General features: G+C 73.0%; 20 protein-coding genes. 6 read left to right on the top strand and 14 right to left on the bottom strand.

The window, feature by feature from the left end; all coding sequences use genetic code 11:
- Positions 1-78: 78 nt before the first annotated feature.
- The 4 genes from ACIGW2_RS20630 to ACIGW2_RS20615 form a co-directional block, all read right to left on the bottom strand.
- Positions 79-477 carry a zinc ribbon domain-containing protein gene (locus tag ACIGW2_RS20630; RefSeq protein WP_361581189.1) on the bottom strand — a complete coding sequence of 133 codons (399 nt, stop codon included), beginning with the start codon at positions 475-477 and terminating at the stop codon, positions 79-81.
- A gap of 138 nt (positions 478-615) precedes the next feature.
- On the bottom strand, positions 616-1,332 hold the full coding sequence (locus ACIGW2_RS20625; protein ID WP_399844901.1) for a TetR family transcriptional regulator: 717 nt from the start codon (positions 1,330-1,332) through the stop codon (positions 616-618).
- A gap of 57 nt (positions 1,333-1,389) precedes the next feature.
- A complete protein-coding gene (locus tag ACIGW2_RS20620; RefSeq protein WP_399844899.1) occupies positions 1,390-2,151 on the bottom strand; it encodes an SDR family NAD(P)-dependent oxidoreductase in 762 nt (253 codons plus the stop codon).
- 278 nt (positions 2,152-2,429) lie between these two features.
- Positions 2,430-3,596, bottom strand: coding sequence for an acyl-CoA dehydrogenase family protein (locus ACIGW2_RS20615; RefSeq protein WP_391653377.1), 1,167 nt, complete (start codon positions 3,594-3,596; stop codon positions 2,430-2,432).
- A 128-nt stretch (positions 3,597-3,724) separates the two neighbouring features.
- Between ACIGW2_RS20615 and ACIGW2_RS20610 the strand changes: the two genes are divergently transcribed.
- The gene (locus ACIGW2_RS20610) at positions 3,725-4,342 is read left to right on the top strand and encodes a TetR/AcrR family transcriptional regulator (protein ID WP_361581179.1); all 618 of its coding nucleotides are present in this window, start codon (positions 3,725-3,727) and stop codon (positions 4,340-4,342) included.
- Between the two features lie 104 nt (positions 4,343-4,446).
- Here the strand turns inward: ACIGW2_RS20610 and ACIGW2_RS20605 are convergent, their stop codons facing one another.
- From ACIGW2_RS20605 to ACIGW2_RS20585, 5 genes are all read right to left on the bottom strand, one after another.
- Complete coding sequence (locus tag ACIGW2_RS20605; protein WP_399844895.1) at positions 4,447-5,595, bottom strand: XdhC family protein; 1,149 nt, start codon at positions 5,593-5,595, stop codon at positions 4,447-4,449.
- Positions 5,596-5,651: 56 nt separating this feature from the next.
- A complete protein-coding gene (locus ACIGW2_RS20600; protein ID WP_399844893.1) occupies positions 5,652-7,118 on the bottom strand; it encodes an NCS2 family permease in 1,467 nt (488 codons plus the stop codon).
- A 239-nt stretch (positions 7,119-7,357) separates the two neighbouring features.
- Complete coding sequence (locus tag ACIGW2_RS20595) at positions 7,358-9,745, bottom strand: xanthine dehydrogenase family protein molybdopterin-binding subunit (RefSeq protein ID WP_391653379.1); 2,388 nt, start codon at positions 9,743-9,745, stop codon at positions 7,358-7,360.
- A 2-nt stretch (positions 9,746-9,747) separates the two neighbouring features.
- On the bottom strand, positions 9,748-10,347 hold the full coding sequence (locus tag ACIGW2_RS20590; RefSeq protein WP_399844891.1) for a (2Fe-2S)-binding protein: 600 nt from the start codon (positions 10,345-10,347) through the stop codon (positions 9,748-9,750).
- 2 nt (positions 10,348-10,349) lie between these two features.
- Positions 10,350-11,243 (bottom strand): FAD binding domain-containing protein, encoded by an 894-nt coding sequence (locus tag ACIGW2_RS20585; RefSeq protein WP_391653380.1) that lies wholly within the window; start codon positions 11,241-11,243, stop codon positions 10,350-10,352.
- Positions 11,244-11,547: 304 nt separating this feature from the next.
- Here ACIGW2_RS20585 and ACIGW2_RS20580 point away from each other — a divergent pair, with 304 nt between their 5' ends.
- Together ACIGW2_RS20580 and ACIGW2_RS20575 are read left to right on the top strand one after the other, a co-directional pair.
- A complete protein-coding gene (locus ACIGW2_RS20580) occupies positions 11,548-13,242 on the top strand; it encodes a PucR family transcriptional regulator (protein ID WP_399844889.1) in 1,695 nt (564 codons plus the stop codon).
- Between the two features lie 241 nt (positions 13,243-13,483).
- Positions 13,484-14,209, top strand: coding sequence for a hypothetical protein (locus ACIGW2_RS20575; RefSeq protein ID WP_391653674.1), 726 nt, complete (start codon positions 13,484-13,486; stop codon positions 14,207-14,209).
- 29 nt (positions 14,210-14,238) lie between these two features.
- Here ACIGW2_RS20575 and ACIGW2_RS20570 read toward each other — a convergent pair whose 3' ends face one another.
- Together ACIGW2_RS20570 and ACIGW2_RS20565 are read right to left on the bottom strand one after the other, a co-directional pair.
- Complete coding sequence (locus ACIGW2_RS20570; RefSeq protein WP_399844887.1) at positions 14,239-15,768, bottom strand: WD40 repeat domain-containing protein; 1,530 nt, start codon at positions 15,766-15,768, stop codon at positions 14,239-14,241.
- Between the two features lie 61 nt (positions 15,769-15,829).
- Complete coding sequence (locus tag ACIGW2_RS20565) at positions 15,830-16,612, bottom strand: GntR family transcriptional regulator (protein WP_361581159.1); 783 nt, start codon at positions 16,610-16,612, stop codon at positions 15,830-15,832.
- Between the two features lie 149 nt (positions 16,613-16,761).
- Between ACIGW2_RS20565 and ACIGW2_RS20560 the strand changes: the two genes are divergently transcribed.
- Together ACIGW2_RS20560 and ACIGW2_RS20555 are read left to right on the top strand one after the other, a co-directional pair.
- On the top strand, positions 16,762-17,610 hold the full coding sequence (locus ACIGW2_RS20560) for a (2Fe-2S)-binding protein (protein WP_399844885.1): 849 nt from the start codon (positions 16,762-16,764) through the stop codon (positions 17,608-17,610).
- A 206-nt stretch (positions 17,611-17,816) separates the two neighbouring features.
- A complete protein-coding gene (locus tag ACIGW2_RS20555; protein ID WP_391653386.1) occupies positions 17,817-18,896 on the top strand; it encodes a DUF2637 domain-containing protein in 1,080 nt (359 codons plus the stop codon).
- 39 nt (positions 18,897-18,935) lie between these two features.
- Here the strand turns inward: ACIGW2_RS20555 and ACIGW2_RS20550 are convergent, their stop codons facing one another.
- Positions 18,936-19,340, bottom strand: coding sequence for an ATP-binding protein (locus ACIGW2_RS20550; protein ID WP_391653387.1), 405 nt, complete (start codon positions 19,338-19,340; stop codon positions 18,936-18,938).
- A gap of 203 nt (positions 19,341-19,543) precedes the next feature.
- Here ACIGW2_RS20550 and ACIGW2_RS20545 point away from each other — a divergent pair, with 203 nt between their 5' ends.
- Positions 19,544-21,442, top strand: coding sequence for a DUF262 domain-containing protein (locus tag ACIGW2_RS20545; RefSeq protein WP_399844882.1), 1,899 nt, complete (start codon positions 19,544-19,546; stop codon positions 21,440-21,442).
- Positions 21,443-21,472: 30 nt separating this feature from the next.
- Here ACIGW2_RS20545 and ACIGW2_RS20540 read toward each other — a convergent pair whose 3' ends face one another.
- Both ACIGW2_RS20540 and ACIGW2_RS20535 read right to left on the bottom strand, forming a co-directional pair.
- Complete coding sequence (locus tag ACIGW2_RS20540; protein WP_361581150.1) at positions 21,473-23,215, bottom strand: pyruvate dehydrogenase; 1,743 nt, start codon at positions 23,213-23,215, stop codon at positions 21,473-21,475.
- A 52-nt stretch (positions 23,216-23,267) separates the two neighbouring features.
- A complete protein-coding gene (locus tag ACIGW2_RS20535) occupies positions 23,268-24,647 on the bottom strand; it encodes a protein phosphatase 2C domain-containing protein (protein ID WP_399844880.1) in 1,380 nt (459 codons plus the stop codon).
- Positions 24,648-24,732 lie beyond the last annotated feature (85 nt).

The raw sequence follows: 24,732 nt of genomic DNA, 5'->3' as shown, positions 1-24,732 counted from the left end.
CCCGGCCCCCGGGCGGGGGGGGGGGGGGGCCCCCCCCCCCCCCCCGCCCCTCTCGTGCGTCCCGGACCGCCGGGCCGTTCAGAACCAGCCGTCCAGGGCGACTTCCTCGCACAGCCGGACGACCGGGCGGCGGCCGCCGCCCACTCCCCCGCCGGCCAGCCGGACCCGCACCCCGGGGCGCACCGCGTGCGGCGGCCCGTCGACCCGGCAGCGCACCACGAAGCCCTCGGCCATGTGCACCGGCCAGAGGTCGGCCTCGGCGGCGGTGAAGGCCCGCCGCACCGAGATCACGCCCTCGCCGGCGCTGAGTTCGGGGGTCAGGTCGGTCGACCCGCAGGTGGGACAGAGCAGACGCTGGAAGGTCGTGGTCCGGCACCACCGGCACACCTGGTAGTGGAGCTCCGGCTCGGCGGCCGGCTCGTCGGTCAGGAGGGCGGCGGAGGACGTCCGCGGGCCCGTGGATCCCGTGTGGAACACGATGACTTCTCCTTGCACTCGGCGGCTCGACGTGCGTGAGGCGTGAGGCAAAGATATGGCACTGAGTGCCAGCAAAGAAAGACCTCAGTACCCTCAATTGACGATACTGAGATCCCTTCGTGTCCCCGTCCGCGCCCCTCAGTCCTCGCCGAGGCTCGCCTCCACCTCGCGCACCACCCGCCACATCGGGGTGGACCGCTTGGTGATCACCACCACCACGTCGTCGGCCTCCTGCTCGGCGCCCCCGCCGCCGGCCGGTGCGGCGTCCGGGCTCAGCGTCTCGCGCACGAAGGCCAGCGCCCGGTCCACCTCCGCGAGCGGATCGCCCTCGCCGCCCGAGCGCAGCCAGTGGCGCAGGGTGTGGTTGTGCGCGGCGACCACGGCCGCGGCCACCACGTTGGCGCGCAGGGTGCCGTCGCGGCGGTCGGCGTAGCGGGTGCGCAGATAGTCGCCGAGGGTCTTCTCGTACCGCCAGACGACGGAGAGTTCGTAGGTCCGCAGGCCCGTCACCTCGCGGGTGAGGCGGTAGCGCTGGACGGAGAAGGTGGGGTTCTCCGCGTACATGCGCATGACCAGCCGGGTGGCCTCGCAGACCCGGACCAGCGGGTCGTCGGAGTCGGCGCTCGCGGCGAGGAAGGCGGTCATGTCGGCGAGGCTCTGCTCGTGGTCCGGGAAGACCACGTCCTCCTTGGACGGGAAGTAGCGGAAGAAGGACCTCCGGCCGACCCCCGCCGTGCGGACGATGTCGTCGATCGTCGTCTGCTCGTAGCCGCGCTCCAGGAAGAGCTCGAAGGCCGCCGCGACGAGGGAGTCACGCATCGAGGGCTTGGCGGGGGTGGCGGGGTTGGTGCTCATGCCCCGAACCTAGCACTCGGATCCCTCTCGCGGCGGCACTTGGTGCCACGCCCCAGGTCAGCGGGGAGCCATCCGCAGGGCGCCGTCCATCCGGATGGTCTCGCCGTTGAGGTAGTCGTGCTCGGCGACCATGGTCACGAGCCGGGCGTACTCCTCGGGGCGGGCGAGCCGCTGCGGGAAGGTGACGCTCGCGGCGAGGCCGGCCCGGACGTCCTCGGAGAAGCCGGCCATCATCGGGGTGTCCACGATGCCGGGCGCGACGGTGACCACGCGGATGCCGTACTGGGCGAGGTCGCGGGCGGCGGTGATGGTCATCCCGGCGACGCCGGCCTTGGAGGCGGCGTACGCGATCTGGCCGACCTGGCCCTCGAAGGCGGCGATGGAGGCGGTGTTGACCACGAGCCCGCGCTGCCCGTGCGCGTCGGCGGACTGCCGGGCGATCAGCTCGGCGGCCAGCCGCATGACGTTGAAGGTGCCGACCAGGTTGACGTCCACGACCGTGCGGAACAGGTCCAGGTCGTGCGGGCCCTTGCGGCCGAGGACGCGGGCGGAGGGCGCGATGCCCGCGCAGTTGACCGCGAGCCGCAGCTCGGCGCCGTCCGCCTCGATCCGCGCGAGCGCGGATCGCACCTGCTGCTCGTCGGTGACGTCGGCCGCGATCAGGGTGACCCCGTCGGCCGGCGGCTCGGCCCCGGCGACGGCCTTGTCGAGGTCCAGGCCGTAGACGGTGGCGCCCCGGGCCGCGAGCGCGGCGGCCGTGGCGGCGCCGAGGCCCGAGGCGGCACCGGTGACGAGCGCGGCGGATCCTGCGATGTCCATGGAACTCCTCGTGAGGGCCGGCGGCCCGTTCGGGGGCCGCCGGGGATGGTCGTACCGCCGTGCCGTCGGCACGGGCGTGCCGGGCCGGGCGCTCCCGCGTCCCGCCCCGGGTGGATCGTGGCACCTGCCGCGCCCCGTGCCCGGCAACCGGGGCGGCCCCCGGTGTGCCGGTGCGGGCGCCGGTGCCCCTGCGGATGCCGGTGCTGGTGCTGGTGCGAGCGTCGGTGCGCCCGAGTGCCGGTGCCGCGCGGCGTGCGCGGCCCGGCACGGCCCGCGCGCTACTTCGCCGGCGCGGCGGACAGGCCCCGGCTGATCACCAGCCGCTGGATCTGGTTCGTCCCCTCGAAGATCTGCATGATCTTCGCCTCGCGCATGTAGCGCTCGACCGGGAAGTCCCGCGTGTAGCCGTAGCCGCCGAGGACCTGGACGGCGTCCGTGGTGACCTTCATCGCGGTGTCGGTGGCGATCAGCTTCGCCGCGCTGGCCTGGCGGCTGAAGGGGCGGCCGAGGTCGCGGCGGCGGGCCGCGTCGAGGTAGGTGGCGCGGGCGGCGTCCACGGCGGCGGCCATGTCGGCGAGCAGGAAGCCCAGGCCCTGGTGGTCGATGATCTTCCGCCCGAAGGTGGTGCGCTCGTTGGCGTACGCGACGGCGGCGCTCAGCGCGGCCTGGGCGAGGCCGGTGGCGCAGGCGGCGATGCCGAGCCGCCCGTTGTCGAGGGCGCTGAAGGCGATCTGGAGGCCCTGGCCCTCGGCTCCGATGAGCCGGTCGGCGCCGATGACGGCGCCGTCCCAGTGGGCGGAGGTGGTGGGCACCGCCTGGAGGCCCATCTTGCGCTCGGGCTTGCCGAAGCTGAGGCCCTCGGTCTCGCCGGGGGCGAGGAAGCAGGAGATGCCGTGGCTGCCGGGGGCGGTACGGGCGAAGAGGGCGTAGAAGCCGGCCTTGCCGCCGTGGGTGATCCAGGCCTTGTTGCCGGTGAGGCGGTAGGCGGGGCGGCCCTCGGCGTCCTCGGTGCGCTCGGCCTTGCAGGCGAGCGCGGCGGCGTCGGAGCCGGCCTGCGGCTCCGAGAGGCTGTAGCCGCCGATCTGGCGGCCCTCCAGCATGGCCGGCAGCCAGCGCTCCTTCTGCTCGGCGGTGCCGAAGGCGTGCAGCGGGTGGCAGGCCAGGGTGTGCACGCTGGTGGCGACGGCGACGGCCGCCCAGCGGGCCGCGAGCTCCTCCAGGACCTGGAGGTAGACCTCGTACGGCTGACCGCCGCCGCCGTACTCCTCCGGATAGGCCAGGCCGAGCAGTCCGGCCTCCCCGAGGGTCGCGAAGAGCCCCTCCGGATAGGTCTCGGCGGCCTCGTGCTCGTCGGCGCGCGGGGCGAGCTCCTTGTCGGCGATCTCCCGCGTGAGGGCGATGAGGTCCGCTGCCTCGGGGGTGGGAAGGAGGCGGTCGACATCCATGGCGACTCCATCAAGACACAGACGGTGCTGTGAAACGGTACTGCGAGGGGTACGGCAGTACCGGTTAGCGTAGCGCAGGAGGGTGACGGCACAAGCCCCCGAACGGGGCGACCCGGCATACTGTTCGGGTGATCGAGACCTCCGCCGCCGCACCCCGCCTCACCGGCCGCGGCGCCGCCAGGCGCTCCGAGCTCTTCGAGGAGCTGGTGGCGCTCCTGGTCGGCGAGGGCTTCGCGAAGCTGACCCTCGACGACCTCGCGGCCCAGCTGCACTGCTCCAAGCGCACTCTGTACGGACTGGCCGGCAGCAAGGAACAGCTGGTCAGAGCCGCCGTCGTGCACTTCTTCCGGCGGGCCACCGGCCGGGTCGAGGCGGTCCTCGCCGCCGCGACCGGACCGGCCGAACGGCTCGCCGCCTATCTGCGCGCGGTCGCCGCGGAGCTGGCACCGGTCTCCCCGCAGTTCTTCGACGACGTGGCCGCCTTCGAACCCGCCGCCGAGGTCTACGAGCGCAACACCCGTGCCGCCGCCGGACGGGTCCAGCAGCTCATCGAGGAGGGCGTCTCCGCCGGGGTCTTCCGCGACGTCCACGTGGCCTTCGCGGCCGACGTGATCGCCTCGGTGATGGTCCGCATCCAGCAGCGCCAGGTGGCCGCCGCGACCGGTCTCGCCGACGCCGCCGCCTACGAGCAGCTCGCGGAACTGCTGCTGCACGGCCTGCAGAAGGCGGGCCTGAAGCCCGCCTAGGGCGTCTTTGGTTTTTCCCGTACGGAAGAGGGCACCCCGGGATCCAGGATCCCGGGGTGCCCTCTTCGTTCGTACGCGTACGGGCCAGGTGGTACGCGTACGGGTCAGGCGACCGAACCGATGCGGCCGGCCGGCGTGCTCGTGCCGTCGTGGTGGATCGGGGTGTGCGCCCCGGTCAGCGAGACGCCGCTGCCGCCGCGCCGGTTGGCGACGATCTCGGCGCCGATGGACAGCGCGGTCTCCTCGGGCGTACGGGCGCCGAGGTCCAGGCCGATCGGGGAGCGCAGGCGGGCGATCTCCAGCTCGCTGACGCCGACCTCGCGCAGGCGCTTGTTGCGGTCCTCGTGGGTGCGGCGGGAGCCCATCGCGCCGACGTACGCGACGGGAAGACGGAGGGCGACCTGGAGCAGCGGCACGTCGAACTTGGCGTCGTGGGTGAGCACGCACAGCACGGTGCGGGTGTCCACCTCGCCGGCCGCGGCGGCGGCCTCCAGGTAGCGGTGGGGCCATTCGACGACGATCTCGTCGGCCTCGGGGAAGCGGAGCTTCGTGGCGAAGACCGGCCGGGCGTCGCAGACGGTGACGTGGTAGCCGAGGAACTTGCCGACCCGGACCAGGGCGGACGCGAAGTCGATCGCGCCGAAGACGATCATGCGGGGGGCGGGGACGGAGGACTCGACGAGGAGGGTGATCGGCTGTCCGCAGCGGCTGCCGTCGGCGCCGATCTCCAGGGTGCCGGTGCGCCCGGCGTCGAGCAGGGCGCGGGCCTCGCTCGCGGCGGTGCGGTCCAGCTCGGGGTGGCCGCCGAGCCCGCCCTCGTACGCACCGTCCGGCCGGACCAGGAGGGCCTGCCCCAGCAGGTCCTCCGGGCCCGAGACGATCCGGGCGAGCGCCGCCGCCTCGCCCGAGGCGGCGGCCGCGAGCGCGGCGGGGAAGACCCCGCCGCGCACCGGGGTGACGAGGATGTCGATGACGCCGCCGCAGGTCAGGCCGACCGCGAAGGCGTCCTCGTCGCTGTAGCCGAAGCGCTCGACGACGGTCCGCCCGTCTTCGAGCGCCTGTTGGCACAGCTCGTAGACGGCGCCCTCCACGCATCCGCCGGAGACCGATCCGATCGCCGTGCCGTCGGTGTCGACGGCGAGCGCGGCGCCCGGCTGCCGGGGCGCGCTGCCGCCGACCGCCATGACGGTGGCGACGGCGAACTCGCGTCCCTGCTCGACCCACCGGTGCAGCTCCTCGGCGATGTCCAGCATCTCGAACTCCTTGGGGATGGGTGTGGCGGGCGGCGTCACACCGGGCGGGTGCCCGGTCAGCCGACGCCCAGCCAGCTCTCGATCGGGTGGATGGCGAAGTACACGACGAAGACCGCGGTCAGCGCCCACATGAAGCCGCCGACCTCCCTCGCCCTGCCCTGCGCGGACTTGATCACCGCGTAGGAGATCACGCCGGCGGCGACACCGGTGGTGATGGTGTACGTGAAGGGCATCAGGACCACCGTGAGGAACACCGGGATCGCGACGGAGCGGTCGCTCCAGTCCACGTGCTTGGCGTTCTGCATCATCATCGAGCCGATGACGACCAGGGCCGCGGCGGCGACCTCCTGCGGCACGATCGCGGTCAGCGGCGTGAAGAACAGGCACAGGGCGAAGAAGCCGCCGGTGACCACGGAGGCCAGGCCGGTGCGGGCGCCCTCGCCGACGCCGGTGGCGGACTCGACGAACACGGTCTGGCCGGAGGCACCGCCCGCGCCGCCCAGGACGCCGCCGGCGCCGTCGATGAACAGCGCCTTGGACAGGCCCGGCATGCGGCCCCTGTCGTCGGCGAGCTTGGCCTCGGTGCCGACGCCGAGGATGGTGGCCATGGCGTCGAAGAAGCCGGCCAGCACCAGGGTGAAGACGATCATGGTGATCGTGATGTAGCCGACGTCGCCCCAGCCGCTGAAGGACACGTCGCCGATGAGCGAGAAGTCCGGGGCGGAGACGGCGCTGCCGTGCAGCTCGGGGGCGCCGGAGAACCAGGCCTTGGCCGGGATGTCGGCGACCGCGTTGAGGACCGCGGCGATCACGGTGCCGGTGACGATGCCGATGAGGATCGCGCCGGGGACGTTGCGGGACTGCAGGGCGAAGATCAGCAGCAGCGTGACCGCGAAGATGAGGACCGGCCAGCCCTCCAGCTCACCGGCCGGGCCGAGCGCCACGGGGCCGCCACCGGGGGCGGGGTTCTCGTGGACGAAGCCGGCCTTCACGAAGCCGATGATGGCGATGAAGAGGCCGATGCCGATGGTGATGGCGTGCTTGAGCGCGAGCGGTATCGCGTTCATGATCATCTCACGCAGGCCGGTGACGACCAGGAGACAGATCACGGCGCCGTACGCGATCGACATGCCCATGGCCTGCGGCCAGGTCATGACCGGGACGACCTGCGAGGCCATCACGCCGGAGACGCTGAGACCGGCGGCGAGGGCCAGCGGCACCTTGCCCCAGAAACCCATCAGGAGGGTGGTGGCCGCCGCGCAGAGCGCGGTGGCGGTGATCAGCGCGGGCTGGCTGAGGACGTTGCCGTCCACGTCCTTGCCGGAGAGGATCAGGGGGTTGAGCAGGAGAATGTACGCCATCGCCATGAAGGTGGTGACGCCGCCGCGGATCTCCGTCGCGACGGTGGATCCTCTCTCCGAGATGTGAAAGTACCGGTCGAGCCAAGACCTGCCGGCGGGGTTGCGCGAGCCGCTGCCCGCGTCCTCGGCCGTGGTCTTGGGCTCCACTGACGACTGGGTCATGGGGCCTACTCCCAAGGTTCAAAGGGGCACCCGCAGAAAGCGTTGGGGATTGCGGGATTTGGGATATCGAGATGGCTGCACGACCCGGGGGACGGCCCGAGACGAACGGGTGAATCGGTACTGCTCGTACTGCTGGGTGATGCGGGGTACTGCCGGGTACTGCCGTGGGGGGATTCCCCGGACGGTGCGGGCGGGGGAAGTGTGACGTTCCTGGGAGGCACGCACCGTCCGGAGAGGTCCTACAGGGTGCCGGTCAGGTGCTCGGGGCGGACCGGCGTCTTGTTGAGCTCCAGGCCCGTCGCGTTCCGGATCGCCGCGAGGACGGCCGGGGTGGACGACAGGGTCGGGGCCTCGCCGATGCCGCGCACGCCGTACGGCGCGTTCGGGTCGGCCAGTTCGAGGTAGTCGACCGGGATGGTCGGCGTGTCGAGGATCGTGGGGATCAGGTAGTCCGTGAAGGAGGGGTTGCGCACCTTCGCGGTCTTCGGGTCGACGATGATCTCCTCCATCACCGCGACGCCGAGGCCCTGGGTGGTGCCGCCCTGGATCTGGCCGACGACGGAGAGCGGGTTGACCGCCTTGCCGACGTCCTGGGCACAGGCCAGTTCGATCACCTTGACCAGGCCGAGCTCGGTGTCGACCTCCACGACCGCGCGGTGCGCCGCGAAGGCGTACTGCACGTGGCCGTTGCCCTGGCCGGTGACGAGGTCGAAGGGCTGGGTGGGGCGGTGCCGCCACTCCTCCTCGATCTCCACGACCTCGTCCTCCAGGACGTCCGCGAGGGAGGCGAGGGTCTCGCCGCCGTCGGTGACGACCTTGCCGCCCTCCAGCAGGAGTTCGGCGCTCGCCCAGGCCGGGTGGTACGAGCCGAACTTGCGCCGGCCGATCTCCAGGACCTTCTCGCGGACGAGCTCGCAGGAGTTCTTGATGGCGCCGCCGGTCATGTACGTCTGGCGGCCCGCGGAGGTCGAACCGGCCGAGCCCACCTGGGTGTCGGCGGGGTGGATGGTGACCTGCTGGACGCCGAGCTCGGTACGGGCGATCTGGGCGTGGATCGTGACGCCGCCCTGGCCGACCTCGGCCGCGGCGGTGTGGACGGTCGCGACGGGCTCGCCGTTGATGACCTCCATGCGGATCTTCGCCGTCGAGTAGTCGTCGAAGCCCTCGGAGAAGCCGACGTTCTTGATGCCGACCGCGTAGCCCACGCCCCGCACCACGCCCTCACCGTGCGTGGTGTTGGACAGGCCGCCCGGCAGCGCGCGGACGTCCGCGCCCTCGCCGGCGGTCTCCCACTGGCGCTCCGGCGGCATCGGGCGGGCCTTGACCCGGCGCAGCAGCTCGGCGACCGGGGCCGGCGAGTCGACGACCTGGCCGGTGGGCATGATCGTGCCCTGCTCCATGGCGTTGAGCCGGCGGAACTCCACCGGGTCCATGCCCAGCTTGGCCGCGAGCTTGTCCATCTGCGCCTCGTAGGCGAAGCAGGCCTGCACCGCGCCGAAGCCGCGCATGGCGCCGCAGGGCGGGTTGTTGGTGTAGAGGCCGATCGCCTCGATCTCCACGTCGTCGACGACGTACGGGCCGACCGAGAGGGAGGAGGCGTTGCCGACGACCGAGGCCGTGGACGAGGCGTACGCGCCGCCGTCCAGGACGATCTTGCACTTCATGTGCGTGAGCTTGCCGTCCTTGGTGGCGCCGTGCTCGTAGTAGAGCTTGGCCGGGTGCCGGTGGACGTGCCCGAAGAAGGACTCGTAGCGGTTGTAGACCATCTTGACCGGCTTGTTGGTGCGCAGCGCGAGCACCGAGGCGAGGATCTGCATCGAGATGTCCTCGCGGCCGCCGAAGGCGCCGCCGACGCCGGCCATGGTCATGCGGACCTTCTCCTCGGGCAGGCCGAGGCAGGGGGCGATCTGCTTGAGGTCCGAGTGCAGCCACTGGGTGGCCACGTAGAGGTCGACGCCGCCGTCCTCGGCCGGCACGGCCAGGCCGGACTCCGGGCCGAGGAAGGCCTGGTCCTGCATGCCGAAGGTGTACTCGCCCTTGACGATCACGTCGGCGCGCTTGGCGGCCTCGGCCGCGTTGCCGCGGATGATCGGCTGGCGGTGCACGATGTTGGGGTGCGGTACGTGACCGGCGTGGTGGTCGTCGCGGTTCTCGTGGACCAGGATCGCGTCCGGGGCGAGCGCGGAGGCCTCGTCGGTGATGACGGGCAGCTCGCGGTACTCGACCTTGATCTTCGCGGCGGCGCGGCGGGCGGTCTCCGGGTGGTCGGCGGCCACGAGGGCCACCGGCTCGCCGTGGTGGCGGACCTTGCCGTAGGCCAGGACGGGGGTGTCCTGGAACTCCATGCCGTAGTTCTTGGCGGCCGGCAGGTCGTCGGCCGTCAGCACGGCGTAGACGCCGGACATGGCCACGGCCTCGGAGGTGTCGATGGACACGATCTCGGCGTGGGCGACGGTGGAGCGCAGGATCTGGCCCCACAGCATCTCCTCGTGCCACATGTCCGAGGAGTAGGCGAACTCGCCGGTCACCTTGAGGGTGCCGTCGGGGCGGAGGGTGGACTCGCCGACGCCGCCCTTGGTGTGGTTCTGGGTGACGTTCCTGGGGATGCCCGTGGTGGTACCAGCCATGATCAGACCGCCTCTCCCTGGCGGGCGGCCGCCAGGCGGACCGCGTCGAGGATCTTCTCGTAACCGGTGCAGCGGCAGAGGTTGCCGGAGAGCGCCTCGCGGATGTCCGCGTCCGTCGGGGACGGGTTGCGCTCCAGCATCTCGTCGGCCGCGACCAGCAGACCCGGGGTGCAGAAGCCGCACTGCACCGCGCCGGCGTCGATGAACGCCTGCTGGATCGGGGACAGTTCGACGCCCTCGCCGGTCTGCGAGTCCTGGCCGGGCTTGGCGGCCCAGCGCTGCGCCTCGTCGAGCGAGGTGCCGCCGCAGGCGCCGGTGGCGCAGCCGCCGCCGTGCCCGTGCTCCTCGCGCTGCTTGGCGTAGTCCGCCAGGCCCTCGACGGTGACGACCTCGCGGCCCTCGACCTGACCGGCGGCCACCAGGCAGGAACAGACCGGCACGCCGTCCAGACGGACCGTGCAGGAGCCGCACTCGCCCTGCTCGCAGGCGTTCTTGGAGCCGGGCAGGCCCAGGCGCTCACGCAGAACGTAGAGGAGGGACTCGCCCTCCCAGACGTCGTCGGCTTCCTGCGTACGACCGTTGACCGTGAAATTCACGCGCATGGTTATGCAGCTCCTTCAAGGGTGCGGCCGTTGCCGGCGCGGTACTGCTCCCAGGTCCAGCCGAGCGTGCGGCGGGCCATGATGCCCACGGCGTGCCGGCGGTACTTGGCGGTGCCTCGGACGTCGTCGATCGGGTTGCAGGCGCCGGAGGCGAGCTCCGCGAACTGCGTGGCGATCGACGGGGTGATGATCTTGCCGTTGTCCCAGAAGCCGCCCTCTTCGAGCGCCGCGTTCAGGAACTCCTCGGCCGCGGTCGCCCGGACCGGGGTCGGGGCGGCGGAGCCGATGCCGGTCCGCACGGTCCGGGTCTCCGGGTGGAGGGCCAGGCCGAAGGCGCAGACCGCGATGACCATCGCGTTGCGGGTGCCGACCTTGGAGTACTGCTGGGGGCCGTCCGCCTTCTTCACGTGGACGGTCTTGATGAGCTCGTCGGGCTCCAGCGCGTTGCGCTTCACGCCCTTGTAGAACTCGTCGATCGGGATGAAGCGGGTGCCGCGCACCGACTCGACCTCGACCTCGGCGCCCGCCGCGAGCAGCGCGGGGTGGGCGTCACCGGCCGGGGAGGCGGTGCCCAGGTTGCCGCCGACGCCGCCGCGGTTGCGGATCTGCGGGGAGGCGACCGTGTGGGAGGCGAGCGCCAGACCGGGCAGCTCCTCGCGGAGGTTCTCCATGATCCGGCTGTACGGGACGGAGGCGCCGAGCCGGACGTTCTCCTCGCCGACCTCCCACTCGCCGAGCAGCTCGATACGGTTGAGGTCCAGGAGGTACTCGGGACGCCGGTGGTCGAAGTTGATCTCGACCATGATGTCCGTACCGCCCGCGATGGGCACGGCCGTGGGGTGCTCGGCCTTGGCGGCGAGCGCCTCCTCCCAGCTGGCGGGGCGAAGGAAGTCCATGGTGGCTCTCTTCTTGTGCTTGCGGTGAACGGGGATTCGTCCGTAGCGGGCCCGGGGGGACGGCCGACGGCCCTGACGATCTCTTCATGTGCTGTTAACGCGTGGTGTGTGGCCTAGTACACAAGCCACGGTCCCCCGGTGTGCAGCCACCGAACACATGAAGCGGTTGGCTGGCTGCCACCCTCGTCTTGTAGATTCGAACGAAAGCCGGAGAACGGTGACCCCTGCGTTTCCCCCTGGAAACACGAGCACCGCCTCACCGGCGACAACGCGACACCCCACGACTTGGAACGGCGGCGAGACCATGCGGCTGCGCGCACTGCTGGAGAACGACGCGCTCGGGCTGCGCCTGCTCGGCGGAGAGGACGAGCTGGACCGCACCGTCCGCGGCGTCATGACGACCGACCTGAAGGACCCCAGCCGCTACCTGTCCGGCGGTGAGCTGGTCCTCACCGGTCTGGCCTGGCTGCGCGAGCCGGCCGACGCGGAGCCCTTCGTCCGCATCCTGGCGGGCGCCGGAGTGGCCGCGCTCGCCGCCGGCGAGGCCGAGCTCGGCGACATCCCCGAGGACCTCGTACAGGCGTGTTCACGCCATCGGCTTCCGCTGTTCGGTGTGAACGAGTCCGTTGCGTTCGCGACGATCACCGAGCACGTTGTTCGACAGGTCTCCGGCGAGCGGGCCGGCGACCTGGCCGCCGTCGTGGACCGGCACCGGCGCCTGATGACCTCCGGCCCGGCCGGCGGCGGCCCCGAGGTCGTCCTCGACCTCCTCGGCTCCGACCTGGACCTTCGCGCCTGGGTGCTCTCCCCCACCGGCCGCCAGATCGCCGGCGCCGGCGAGCCCCTGGAGGCCGGCCTCGCCGCCACCCTGGCCGGCGAGCACCTCGCCGCCACCCGCACCGGCCGGCGCGGCCCGCACCGGCTCACGGTCGGCGGAACGCCCTACTCGCTCTTCCCGATCCGCAACACCGGCCGCGGCGCCGCCCCCGCCGCCCGCGACGTGCGCGAGACCGTGCTCTCCGACTGGCTGCTGGCCGTCGAGGCCGACGCCGGCGACTGGCCGGCCGCCCGGCTCGACCTGCTCCAGGGCGTCACCCAGCTGATCGCCGTCGAGCGCGACCGCCGCGACGCCGCCCGCACCGTGCGCCGCCGGCTCGCCCAGGAGGTCCTGGAGCTCGTCCAGTCCGGCGCCGCGCCCGCCGAGATCGCCGCCCGGCTCCGGGTCGCCGCGCCCGTGCTGCTGCCCGGCCTCGGCACCGCCCCGCACTGGCAGGTCGTGGTCGCCCGCGTCGAGTGGGAGACCGAGCCCGGGCAGAACGGCGTCGACAGCGGCCCCGTCGCCCAGGCCCTCCTGGAGGAGATCCTGGTCGACCCGGCCGCCTCCGGCGCCGACACCGCCGACCGGATCGCCGTCGCCCACAGCGGCGACGAGGCCATCGCCCTCGTCCCGCTGGCCGCCGCCCCGCTGCCCGACAGCGAGGACGACATGCCGCCCGCCACCCTCGGCCTGCACGCCGACGTCCTGCTGGACGCCGTGCGCGCCCCGCTCTCCGCGGGCCTCGACGGCGACGGCCGCCTCACCCTCGGCGTCAGCGCCGCCGTGCACTCCGCCGAGGGGCTGCGCGGCGCCCTGGAGGAGGCCCGGCACGCCCGCCGGGTCGCCGCCGCCCGCCCCGGCCGGGTCTGCGCCGCCGGCCACCACGAGCTGGCCTCCCACGTGCTGCTGCTGCCCTTCGTCCCCGACGACGTGCGGCGCGCCTTCACCGCCCGGCTGCTCGACCCGCTGCGCGACTACGACCGGCGCCACCGCGCCGAGCTCATCCCCACCCTGGAGGCCTTCCTCGACTGCGACGGCTCCTGGACCCGCTGCGCCACCCGCCTCCACCTGCACGTGAACACGCTGCGCTACCGGGTCGGCCGGATCGAGCAGCTCACCGGCCGGGACCTGTCCCGCCTGGAGGACAAGCTCGACTTCTTCCTGGCGCTCCGGATGAGCTGAACGGGTGAAGGCGCGATTCCGTCGCGCGCGTTCATCTCATCGGGTGACCGGGGGACCTGACGGGGCGGCAGCCGACGGCCGCCCCGTACCGCGTTCCCGCGTGTTTCCGGGCGCCACCGCTTTGTGAAAACTTTCACCCGACCCCTTGGCCACCGTCCCCGTTCGTGCTGAGATTCCGTCCTACTCACAGCTCGATGGCGCGCTCGGGGAGGGCAATGTGGCGTACGGCCGGGGAACCCCACTGGAGACCGCGATCTGGAGGCTTCGCTCCCGCGGCTGCTGGACGGACGCCGCCGAACTCCTCGCCCCCCGCGCGACGGAACCCGCCGCCGCCCTCGAACGGGCGGCCCTGCTGATCGAGCGCTGCCTCTACACCGAGCAGGGCTGGGCCGAGGCCGAGGAGGCGCTGCGCGCCGCCGAGGCGGTCGCCCGCACCGACGAGGAGCGCGGCGCCGCCGCCTGCGAACGCGGCCACCTGGCGTACGCCTCCACCCTCCTTGGCGTCCGCGACCGGGCCGACGAGGCCCGCGCGGCACTCGGCCGGGCCGCCGCCCTGGTCGGCACCGACACCGCCGCCCGGGCGCTCCTCGACTACCGGCGGGGGCTGGTCGCGCAGAACCTCGGCGACTCCCCGCAGGCCGCCCGCGCCGCACTGCGCCGGGCGCACGCCGGGGCCACCGCCCACGAGGACGCGCTGCTGCTCTCCTCCACCTGGCGGCACCTCGCCGGACTCGCCCTGCGCGAGGGGGAGTTGGCGGAGGCACGGCACGGGTTCGCCGAATCGCTGCGGATCCGCGAGGAGTTGGGGTACCTCGTGGGCACGGCCCCCGCCCTCGCCTCTCTCGCGGCCACCGAGACCGAACCCGAGGCGGGTCGCCTCCGCGCCGAGGCGACCCGCCTCTTCCGTCTCCTGGGGGGCGTACCGACGTGGCTGGCGGGGCAGTTGGTGCCGCGTCCGGCGATCTGACCGCCCCCTGCACGTCGCCCGCTCCCGTCTCAGGCCGGGTGCGGCTCCAGCCGTACGAGCGCCTCGTCGAGGCCCACCACCAGCGCGCCGTCCTCCGTCACCGTGACCGCGCGGACCGGGGGGCCCGGGCGGAAGGTCAGGCGGTCGGACCGCTCCGGGCGGTGCAGCTCGACCGTGCCGTCGGCCCAGGCGGCGGCCAGGAACGGGCCGTGCGGGGTCTCGGCGGCGGCGAGGGAGACCACCGGGGCGCGGCGTTCGGTGAGCGGGGCGGGGTCCGGGTCCTGTCCGGGGGTCCAGCGGCGCACCGTGCCGTCGGTGCCGCCGCTGCACACGAAGGGGGTCGCGGACTCGACCGCGGCGACGGCCGTGACCCGGCCGCTGTGCAGGGCCGCCTGGTGCAGTCCGGTCAGGCCGAAGGCGTGCACGGAGCCCAGCCGGTCGCCCACGACGACGGAGCCGCCGATCGCGGCGAGCGCCGTGCCGGGGTGCCGGGTCAGGGTCGTGGTGACCGCCTCGGTGAGGCGCTGGAGGTACGGCGGGCGGGGTTCCCGGCCCCGTACGGTGTGCAGCCGGCCCCGCTCGTCGAGCAGCAGCACCGTCCCGTCGGGGGCGGGCGCGAGGGCGGTGACCCGTCCGGTGACCGGGTGGTCGAGCCGCCCGAGCGGCCGGGCGTCGGCGGTGGCGAGCAGCCGTACGGTGCCGCCGAGGTCGGCGGCGAGCAGGGTGCCGCCCTGGGCGGCGAGCGCCGCGACCGGGCCGGGCCAGGGCGGGGCGCCGTCCCCGGTGACCCGGGTCCAGCGCACCCGCCAGGGCGCCGGTTCGGCCAGCCGGGTGAGGGCGGGGCGCAGCCGGGGGTCGGCGCCGTCGCCGAGGGCGCAGAGCAGCACCAGGGCCCGGTCGGCCGGGGTGCGGGCCGCGCAGAGCGCCTGCCCGGCGCGCAGCCAGGCGGTGCGCAGTCCGCCGTGCTCGTCGCCCTCCTCCCGTACGTATCCGGTGGTGACGGCGACGGGGTCCGCGGCGCAGACGAGGGCCGGGTCGGAGAGGTTCGGGGGGAGGGCGGGGGAAGGGGTGGGCGCCTCGGCCGTCTCGTCGTCCGTGACCTCCGTGTGGCGGCCGGCCGCGGCGAGCAGCGCGTGCTCGGGGGTGTCCGGGCGGGTCTCGACGACCAGGCGGACCCGGCGGGTGCGGGCGAGCTCGGCGAGCAGTTCGGCGACCCGCAGCGGCTCGGCGGCGGTGTGCAGGTCCGGCAGCAGCAGCACGGTGCGGGCGGCCCGGCCGGTGTCGCTGGTGGCCAGGGCGCGGACCAGGTCGGCGGGCGAGGCGGCGACGACGCCGAGGTGGTCGGCGACGGCCCAGGCGGTGCCGAGGGCGGTGCGACCGGTCAGCGGGACGAGCGCGCGGGCGCTGCGGTGCCGCCCGGCGGCCCGGGGGCCGTGCGCGGCGAGCCAGTCGAGCAGCCCGGGGCCGCCGGTGACGAGGCAGAGGCGGGGCGCGTCGGGATCGGTGAGCCAGCCGAGCAGGGCCGCGGCCCCGGGGCGCTCCGCGCGGACGGACGGCATGGACACCTCTCGGTCGGCCTGCTGCGAACGGAGTAACGGCTGCTGGTGTCGACCTTAGCCGTCAGGCTTGCGCTCCGGTGAAGTGCTCCCGTACGAGGGAGGAAACGACCGGGAGGTCCTGGGCGATCAGGGCGTCGAGGAGGGCGCTGTGCTCGGCCGCGTCGGCGACGAGGTCGGCGTGGCGGGTGGCGGGGCCGCTGACCAGCGGCCACTGGGAGCGGCGGTGCAGGTCGTCGGCGACGAGCAGGAGCTGTTCGTTGCCGGCGAGGGCGAGGACGGCGCGGTGGAAGGCGCGGTCGGTCTCGGCGTAGTGGGCGCGGTCGCCGCGGGCGGCGGCGGCGCCGGTGGCCTCGGCGAGCGGGCGCAGCCCGGCCCAGCGCTCGGCGGGCACGGTGCGGGCCAGCCGCAGCATGACGGGGACCTCGATGAGGGCGCGGACCTCGGCGAGCTCGGCGAGTTCGCGCGGGGTGCGTTCGGTGACCCGGAAGCCTCGGTTGGGGACGACCTCGACGGCGCCCTCGGTGGCGAGCTGCTGCATGGCCTCGCGGACGGGGGTGGCGGAGACGCCGAAGCGTTCCCCGAGGGCGGGGGCGGAGTAGACCTCGCCGGGGACGAGCTCGCCGCCGACCAGGGCGGTGCGCAGGGCCTGGAGGATCTGGCCGCGGACGGAGTGGCGGCGCACGGTGCGGGGCTCGGCGAGGCCGGGGCCGGGCGGCTCGGCGTGGGTGTGCTCGCCGCGGGCGGTCTGTTCGGGGACCCGTGCCGCGTCGGCGGTGCCCGGGTCGCCGTACGCCGCGGGGGCGGGGCGGCCGGTCGTCCGCCCGCGTGTGCTGCCCTGCTCCACCGGGGTCCTCCTGCGCCGTCGTGCCGGGGCCCGGCTCGCGGTGCCGGGGTCCCCCGTGCACGATAGGCGGACGGCGCCGCAGTTCAAACACCGCCCCGATCGGGTAAGGTAAGCCTTACCTGCTAACGATCGTGATTCGGTGGTTCCGCATGGCCGTACCCGCTCTGCCGTCGTCACCCGTCGCCGCCGCCTACGCGCGCCTGGCCGGGGTCTTCGCCGGCCTGCGCGTGGACGAGCTCGCCGGGGACGCGCCCCTGCCGGGCGGCACGGGCTGGGTGACCGCGGCGGAGCTGGGCGCCGGCGGGACCGGTCTGGACGGCTTCCTCGCCTGGGACGAGGCGCAGGTGAAGCGGGACTACGGGCGGGCGGCCCGCCCGGACGTCGTCGCCGGCTTCGGGCTGCACCGGTACGCGTGGCCGGTCTGCCTGCTGGTGACGCTCCCCTGGTTCCTGGACCGCCGGGTGCCCCGGCTGCCCGCGCGGGACCTGTCCTTCCAGCGGGCCCTCGGCCGGATCGCGGTGCGGGTCGAGGAGTTCGCGTGCCTGCCGGACGATCCGCTGGCCGGACTGCCCGGCGCCCGCGTGGTGGCGGACGGGGAGGCGCTGCGGGCAGCCGCCCGGGACGCGCTGGCCGAGCACTTCGAGGAGGTCCTCGCCGGTTTCGGGCCCCGGATGCGGCGGGGCCGGCGGGCCCTGTGGGGCATGGTGACCGACGAGGTCGTCGAGAGCCTCTGGTACATCGCGGCGCTGCTCGGCGAGGAGCGCCGGGCGCTCGCCGAGCTGGAGCTCCTGATGCCGGGCACCGCCCGGCCGTACGTGGGATCGGCGGGCTTCCGGGAGCTGCCCGGCTCGGCCGAGGCCTGCGGCGGCGCGGCGCGCGCCACCCGGGACCGGGCCACCTGTTGCTTCTTCTACACGGTGCGGCCCGAGGACACCTGTCTGACCTGTCCGCGCACGGCCGACGCCGAGCGGGTCCGCCGGCTGGCCGCCACCGCCTGACCGCTCCCCCGGTCACACCACCCGCAGGGGTGGTCGGATTCGAACGCAGCTCGGTGCCCTCGCGCTTCCGTTCGACCAGATCGCACCTATTCGTATGCCGTGCGACCCCGATGGCGTGCTCTTGTCCCGAAACCCCGTGGCCGCCGTGCGCGGTCGGCCAGTATGGGCGGCCGTATCGCCCTCTCTGCGAGACAAAGGGACACCGCATGAGACTGACCGACATATCGCTGGACTGGCTGCTTCCGGGCGGCGTGATGGTGGCGGGAGTCCTGACGGCGGTGGCGGTGCTCGCGCGCGGGAAGCGCGCCGGTGAGCAGGCCGCGGCCGACGACTCCTGGGAGCGCAGCGAGGAGCGCCGCCGCCGCAAGGAGGCCGTCTACGGCACCGCCTCCTACGTCCTGCTGTTCTGCTGCGCCGCGGTCGCCGCGGCGCTCTCCTTCCACGGGCTCGTCGGCTTCGGCCGACAGAACCTCAACCTCACCGGCGGCTGGGAGTACTTGGTCCCGTTCGGCCTCGACGGCGCCGCGATGTTCTGCTCGGTGCTCGCGGTCCGCGAGGCCAGCCACGGGGACGCGGCGCTCGGCTCGCGCCTGCTGGTGTGGACCTTCGCGGGGGCGGCGGCCTGGTTCAACTGGGTGCACGCGCCGCGCGGCCTGGGCCACGCGGGCGCTCCGCAGTTCTTCGCGGGCATGTCCCTGTCGGCCGCGGTCCTCTTCGACCGGGCCCTGAAGCAGACCCGCCGGGCCGCGCTGCGCGAGCAGGGCCTGATCCCCAGGCCGCTGCCGCAGATCCGGATGGTCCGCTGGCTGCGGGCGCCCCGGGAGACCTTCGGCGCCTGGTCGCTGATGCTCCTGGAGGGCGTGCGGACCCTGGACGAGGCCGTGGACGAGGTGCGCGAGGACCGGCGGGAGAAGGAGCAGAACCGGATCCGCCGGCGCGAGCAGGCCAAGCTGGACCGGGCGCGCCTGAAGGCCATGAACCGGCAGCACCGGGCCTTCGGTCGCGGCGGGCGCCAGGTCGACGTGGCCGCGCTGGGCGCGGGCGGTGTGGGCGGTGTGGGCTCCGCGGCGGGGCCGGTGCAGGCCGCCGTCGCGGAGCCCGCCATAGCCGACCCCGGACAGCTGCCGCTTCGGCCCCGGCCCTCCCTGCAAGCCGTGAAGGGCGCTGAGCCGCGCCCGGCTGAGTCCCGGACGGTGGACCTCACCGCCGAGGACGACACCCAGGCACTGCCGCGCCTGGACTCCCTGGAACGCAAACTCGCGGACCTGGAGCAGCAGTTCGGCTGAGCAGCGGACCGTCGACGGCGGGGCCGCCCGAGGACTTCCTCAGGCGGCCCCGCCGTTCAGTTCGAACCAGACCACCTTGCCCGCGCCCTGGTTCTCCACCCCCCATGAGTCGGCGAGGGCCTGGACCAGGACGAGTCCGCGCCCGTGCGTACCGTCGTCGGCGTGCGGTACGGGCGGGCGGCTGAGTCCGGGCACGAAGTCCCGGACCTCGACCCGGAGGTGCTCGGGGAGCACGGTGGCGGTGACGACCGCGCCGTGCTCGGTGTGGACCAGGGCGTTGGTCACCAGCTCGCTGGTGAGGAGTTCGGCGACGTCGGTGGCGCCCGGCCCGCCCCACGTTCCCAGCATCTCGCGCAAGGCATGTCGCACCTCCGGTACGGCGGTGAGATCCGCGCATCCCACCTTTCTGAGCAACTGAGTCGGCTGTTGCGCCTCCCCGGCCATATCCCCCACCCCGTCGTCGCGTCGAACAGGCTCACGGGGATGCATGCCCCACCGGCAGGGCGGCATTCATCCCGCCCGCCGGGCCGCGGTGGGGCCGGCTCGAGCCGAGACGGCCTCTCCACAGAACCTGACACACTGCGCTCGACAAGAGTGCAAGCCGTGAGAAATGCGTCTACAGCTGGCACCGGACGCAGCTTGGTGCAATGCGCAGCTTCGTTCACCCGGTCCTGGATCGGCGCTCCCTTCGGCACTGCTGCCGCTCCGGACCGCGCACCATCCACGTACTCGATCGCCTTCAACCGGAGATTCAGTTGGCCAACGAGATGCACGTCTCCATCACCCCTCGGGGAATGAGCGTCCAGGAGGCGTACCGCCTGTATCGCGACGACGCACTGCTCGTGAACCGGCGCTATCAGCGGAAACTCGTCTGGTCTGTCGCCGAGAAGCAACTTCTGATCGACAGCATCCTCGACGGCTACCCCATCCCCCTGATCCTGCTCGCGGAGCGCCCCGAGATCCACGGGAGCGGCAAGTACGAGATCATCGACGGGATGCAGCGCCTGGACGCGATCTTCTCGTTCATCGAGCAGAAGTACGACTACGACGGTTACTACTTCGACCTGAGCCAGAGCGCACGTGCCCGTCAGGCAGCGGACGCCGGTGCGTTCGAACCGGTGCACGTCACGACTCTCCTCCCGGCCGAGAAGTGCGCCAACCTGTTGGACTACCAGCTGGCAGTCACAATTTTTCCCACGCAGACGGAACAGCAGATCACCGACGTCTTCAGCAGGATCAATTCGAACGGTCGTCAGCTGAGCGCCCAGGAGAAGCGTCAGGCGGGAATGCTGAACCCCTTCTCCGAGCTGGTCAGGACCATGGCGAGCTCGCTTCGCGGCGACGTCTCGGATGACGTCCTGCTCCTGCACGACATGCCGAGCATCTCCATCGAGTCAGCGCGCGAGAAGCAGCGGTACGGCGTCAAGGCAGAGGACACCCTCTGGATCCGGCACGGCATTCTCAACGTGAAGCAGCTGCGAGAAGGCGACGACGAACAGATGGTCGCCGACATCGCCGCCTCTATCCTGCTGGACAACCCTTTCCCCGCCAGCAAGGAGGAGTTCGACGAGATCTACGACGGCCAGAGTGAGAAGCACAAGCGCATCGAACGGAGCCTGGCCGCGTACGGGGTCCGCCGGCTCGAGGAAGAGATCCAGGCGACCTTCTCCGTGTTGTCCGAAGTCGTGGACGCGGAGCTTCCCTCCCCCAACGGCCTCCGCAACCTCGTGCGCCCGGGCGGCAACCCCATCCGGACACCGTTCTACGCCCTCTTCATGTCCTTCTTCGACCTGGTCGTGCGCCAGCAGAAGTCTCCCGAGGACTACGCTTCGATCGTCAGCGCCTTGCGCGGTATCGGGCCCCGGTTGAAGAGCGCTCGCCACTACACCTCAACCGAGGACCGGGTGTCGAACATCGACACGATCACCGGGTTGATCCAACGCTACTTCGTCGAAAAGACTCCCCCAGCCTTCGGGCACGGCCCCGGTCTGGCGCTGGACTTCGAGAACTCACTCCGCAGGTCGAGGATCGAGACGAGCCGCTACGAGTTCAAGCAGGGACTTCTCCGCCTGGACGGGCAGCGAACATGGGACGGCAGCCTGACCGGGAGGCTGGCGGAGACCATCTGCGCCATCGCGAACGTCAAGCCCCGTACGGAGGGCTATCTCTTCATCGGCGTGGCCGACAAAGAGAGCGATGCGCGACGCATCCGGGAGCTGGATGGCATCGAGCCGATAGGCGTGGGACCGCACAGCGTCGTCGGTGTCGACCGGGAGGCACATGCCAAGAAGATGACCTTGGACACCTACGTCCAGCGGTTCGTGACGAAGCTGTCCCAGCAACCGATCAGCGAACCGCTCGCGACCCAGCTGCTTTCCGGCATCGACACGATCGAGTACAAGGGCACGTCGGTCATCCGCGTCCTCATCCCCGGCCAGAGTGACCTCACCTACCTGGGAGACCGCGTCTTCGTGCGGCGCGGCTCCTCGACAGAGGAAATCAAGGACCTCAAGCAGGTCGCAGCGCTGGCCAAGTCGTTCACCTGACCGGCAGAAAGGGGCTGACGGCGGCGGTTTCTACGGCCTGGGCACGTTGCGCAGGTTGGAGCGGGCCATCTGGAGCATCCGGCCCACGCCGCCGTCGAGCACGATCTTGCTGGCGGACAGGGCGAAGCCGGTGACCATCTCGGCGCTGATCCGGGGCGGGATGGAGAGCGCGTTGGGGTCGGTGACCACGTCCACGAGCGCCGGGCCCTTGTGCTTGAAGGCGTCCTTGAGGGCGCCCGCGAGCTGCTTGGGCTTCTCGACCCGTACGCCGTAGGCGCCGGCGGCCCGGGCGAGGGCGGCGAAGTCGGGGTTCTTGTTGGTCGTTCCGTACGAGGGCAGTCCGGCGACGAGCATCTCCAGCTCGACCATGCCGAGCGAGGAGTTGTTGAACAGGACCACCTTCACCGGCAGGTCGTACTGGACGAGGGTGAGGAAGTCGCCCATGAGCATGGCGAATCCGCCGTCGCCGGACATCGACACGACCTGCCGGCCGCGGTCGGTGAACTGGGCGCCGATGGCCTGCGGCAGGGCGTTGGCCATGGAGCCGTGGCTGAAGGAGCCGATGATCCGGCGGCGCCCGTTGGGGGTGAGGTAGCGGGCGGCCCACACGTTGCACATGCCGGTGTCGACGGTGAAGACGGCGTCGTCGTCGGCGAGTTCGTCGAGCACGGAGGCCACGTACTCGGGGTGGATCGGCACGTGCTTGTCGACCTTGCGGGTGTAGGCCTTGACCACGCCCTCCAGGGCGTCGGCGTGCTTCTTGAGCATCTTGTCCAGGAAGCGCCGGTCGGTCTTGGCGCGGACCCGGGGGATGAGGCAGCGCAGGGTCTCGCGGACGTCGCCCCAGACGGCGAGGTCCAGCGTGGAGCGCCGGCCGAGCCGTTCGGGCCGCACGTCGATCTGGACGATCTTCACGTCGTCGGGCAGGAAGGCGTTGTACGGGAAGTCTGTGCCGAGCAGGATCAGCAGGTCGCACTCGTGGGTGGCCTCGTAGGCGGCGCCGTAGCCGAGCAGTCCGCTCATGCCGACGTCGTACGGGTTGTCGTACTGGATCCATTCCTTGCCGCGCAGAGCGTGGCCGACGGGCGACTTGACCCGCTCGGCGAACTGCATGACCTCGGCGTGCGCGCCGGCGGTGCCGCTGCCGCAGAACAGCGTCACCCGGTCGGCGGAGTCGATCATCCGCACCAGGGCGTCGATCTCGGCGTCGCCGGGGCGCACGGTGGGCCGGGAGGTGACGAGCGCGCTCTGGGCGGCCTTCTCGGGGGCCTGCTGGGCGGCGATGTCGCCCGGCAGCGAGACCACGCTGACGCCGCCCTGGCCGATGGCGTGCTGGATGGCGGTCTGCAGCAGCCGGGGCATCTGGCGCGGGTTGGAGATCAGCTCGCTGTAGTGGCTGCACTCGCGGAACAGCTGGTCGGGGTGGGTCTCCTGGAAGTAGCCGAGGCCGATCTCGCTGGACGGGATGTGCGAGGCGAGGGCGAGCACCGGGGCCATGGAGCGGTGCGCGTCGTAGAGGCCGTTGATGAGGTGGAGGTTGCCGGGGCCGCAGGAGCCGGCGCAGGCGGCGAGCCGGCCGGTGATCTGGGCCTCGGCGCCGGCCGCGAACGCGGCGGTCTCCTCGTGCCGCACCTGGATCCAGTCGATGGCGCCGTTGCGGCGGATGGCGTCGACGACGGGGTTCAGACTGTCGCCGACCACGCCGTAGAGGCGCTGGACGCCCGCCCGCACGAGGATGTCGACGAACTGTTCTGCGACGTTCTGTTTGGCCATGGGTCCATCAACCCACGGGCGTCGGGGTTGTGCCTCCTGGGCGGCGGTCGGATTACGCCTCCCAGACGGCGACGGCGGTGCGGTCGTCGGCGTAACCGGTGACGCGGAGCTGGGTGTCGGCGAGGAAGGCGGCGAGGCCCGGGGGGTCGCCGGCGGACCAGCGGGCGGCGAGTTCGTGGGCGAGGGCGGGTTCGCCGCGCATGGGCTCGGCCAGGCCGGGCGAGGCGAGCAGCAGGGTGTCGCCGGGGCGGGCGACGGAGGCCCGGAAGCGGAACGGTTCGGCGGGCGGCAGGGGGTCCTCGACGAAGGGGCGGCCCGGGGCGTCGGCGACGCCGAGCCGCAGGGTGAGCCGGTCGCCGCCCTCCCCGGCCTCGGGCAGGTCAGGGCCGGTGGGCCCGGCGAGGTCCTCGGGATCGCCGATGATCCGGGCGCGGGGCGGGGGCGGGGAGCCGAAGCCGACGACGGGGGCGCCGACGGTCGCGGTGGCTTCGGGGAGCAGCGGTTCGATGTCCTGCCAGGAGCCGTCGCGGAGCCGGAACAGGCCGCCGGTGCCGATGCCGAAGAAGATCCGGGTGCGGCACTCGGGGTCGGCGGTGAGCAGCAGGCAGCGCAGGCCCGCCGTGTACTCCTCGGGGTCGAGGTCCCGTTCGGCGGCGCGCGAGCGCAGCTTGCCGTAGGTGCGGGCGGTGAGCCGGTGCAGTCCGGACTTGAGGTCGCCGCGGCGGCCGGCCCGGATGTCCTCGGAGAGCCGGGCGTGGCTGCGGCCGACGGACTCGGCGATCCAGCGGCAGGCGTCGGCGGCGGCGAGGTGGGTGTGGTCGGATCCGCGCTGTCCGGAGGCGACGGCGACGAGCACGAGGGCGGCCTCGTCGTGTCCGAAGCGGGCGGTGAGCAGGGCGTCCCTGCGGGGTTCGCCGCGGAAGCGGGCGGAGTCGCCGCGGACGGAGGCGGCGCGCAGGGTGTAGCCGCCGTAGCGGGCGCCGTCGAGCGCGGTGTCGGCGACGAGCGCGTCGAGTTCGCCGGGGCGTGCGGCGGGCAGGTGGGTCGGCTCGGGGTCGTAGGTGGGCGGCCGGGTGCCGACGTGTCCGGTACGGGGCCGGGGCGCGGGGACCTGGAGGGTGGGGGTGGGCGGCGGCGCGGGTGCGGGGTCGGCGACGGTCTTCTCGCCCTCGGGCTCCCCGGGCTCGGGCACGCGCTCGGGCCGCGTCGGCGGGGCGGTCAGGCGCGGGTCCCGGTCGGCCTGGCCGGCTGCCTGGGCCGGGGGCGCGGGCGGGGGCTCCGGCGGCGGGGCCGGGGCCGGGAGCTCGGTCGTGGTCGCCGCGGCGGAGTCGTAGCGCTCGTCGAGGCTGTCCGGCGTGGGCGCGGGTCCGGTGTCCTGCGCGTCCTCGTCGTACAGCTTGTCCCACCAGTTGGTGTCCCCCTGCTGAGTCATGCCCTTATTGTCCACCGCACAGGGCGTCAGAAAACGGGACATCGCGAAAAGGACTGGGCCGAAAGGGTGGTCCGCCGGGCGGCCC

Source organism: Streptomyces sp. NPDC053541 (assembly GCF_044544705.1).
Lineage (GTDB): Bacteria > Actinomycetota > Actinomycetes > Streptomycetales > Streptomycetaceae > Streptomyces.
This window is presented reverse-complemented; position numbering and strand designations above follow the sequence as displayed.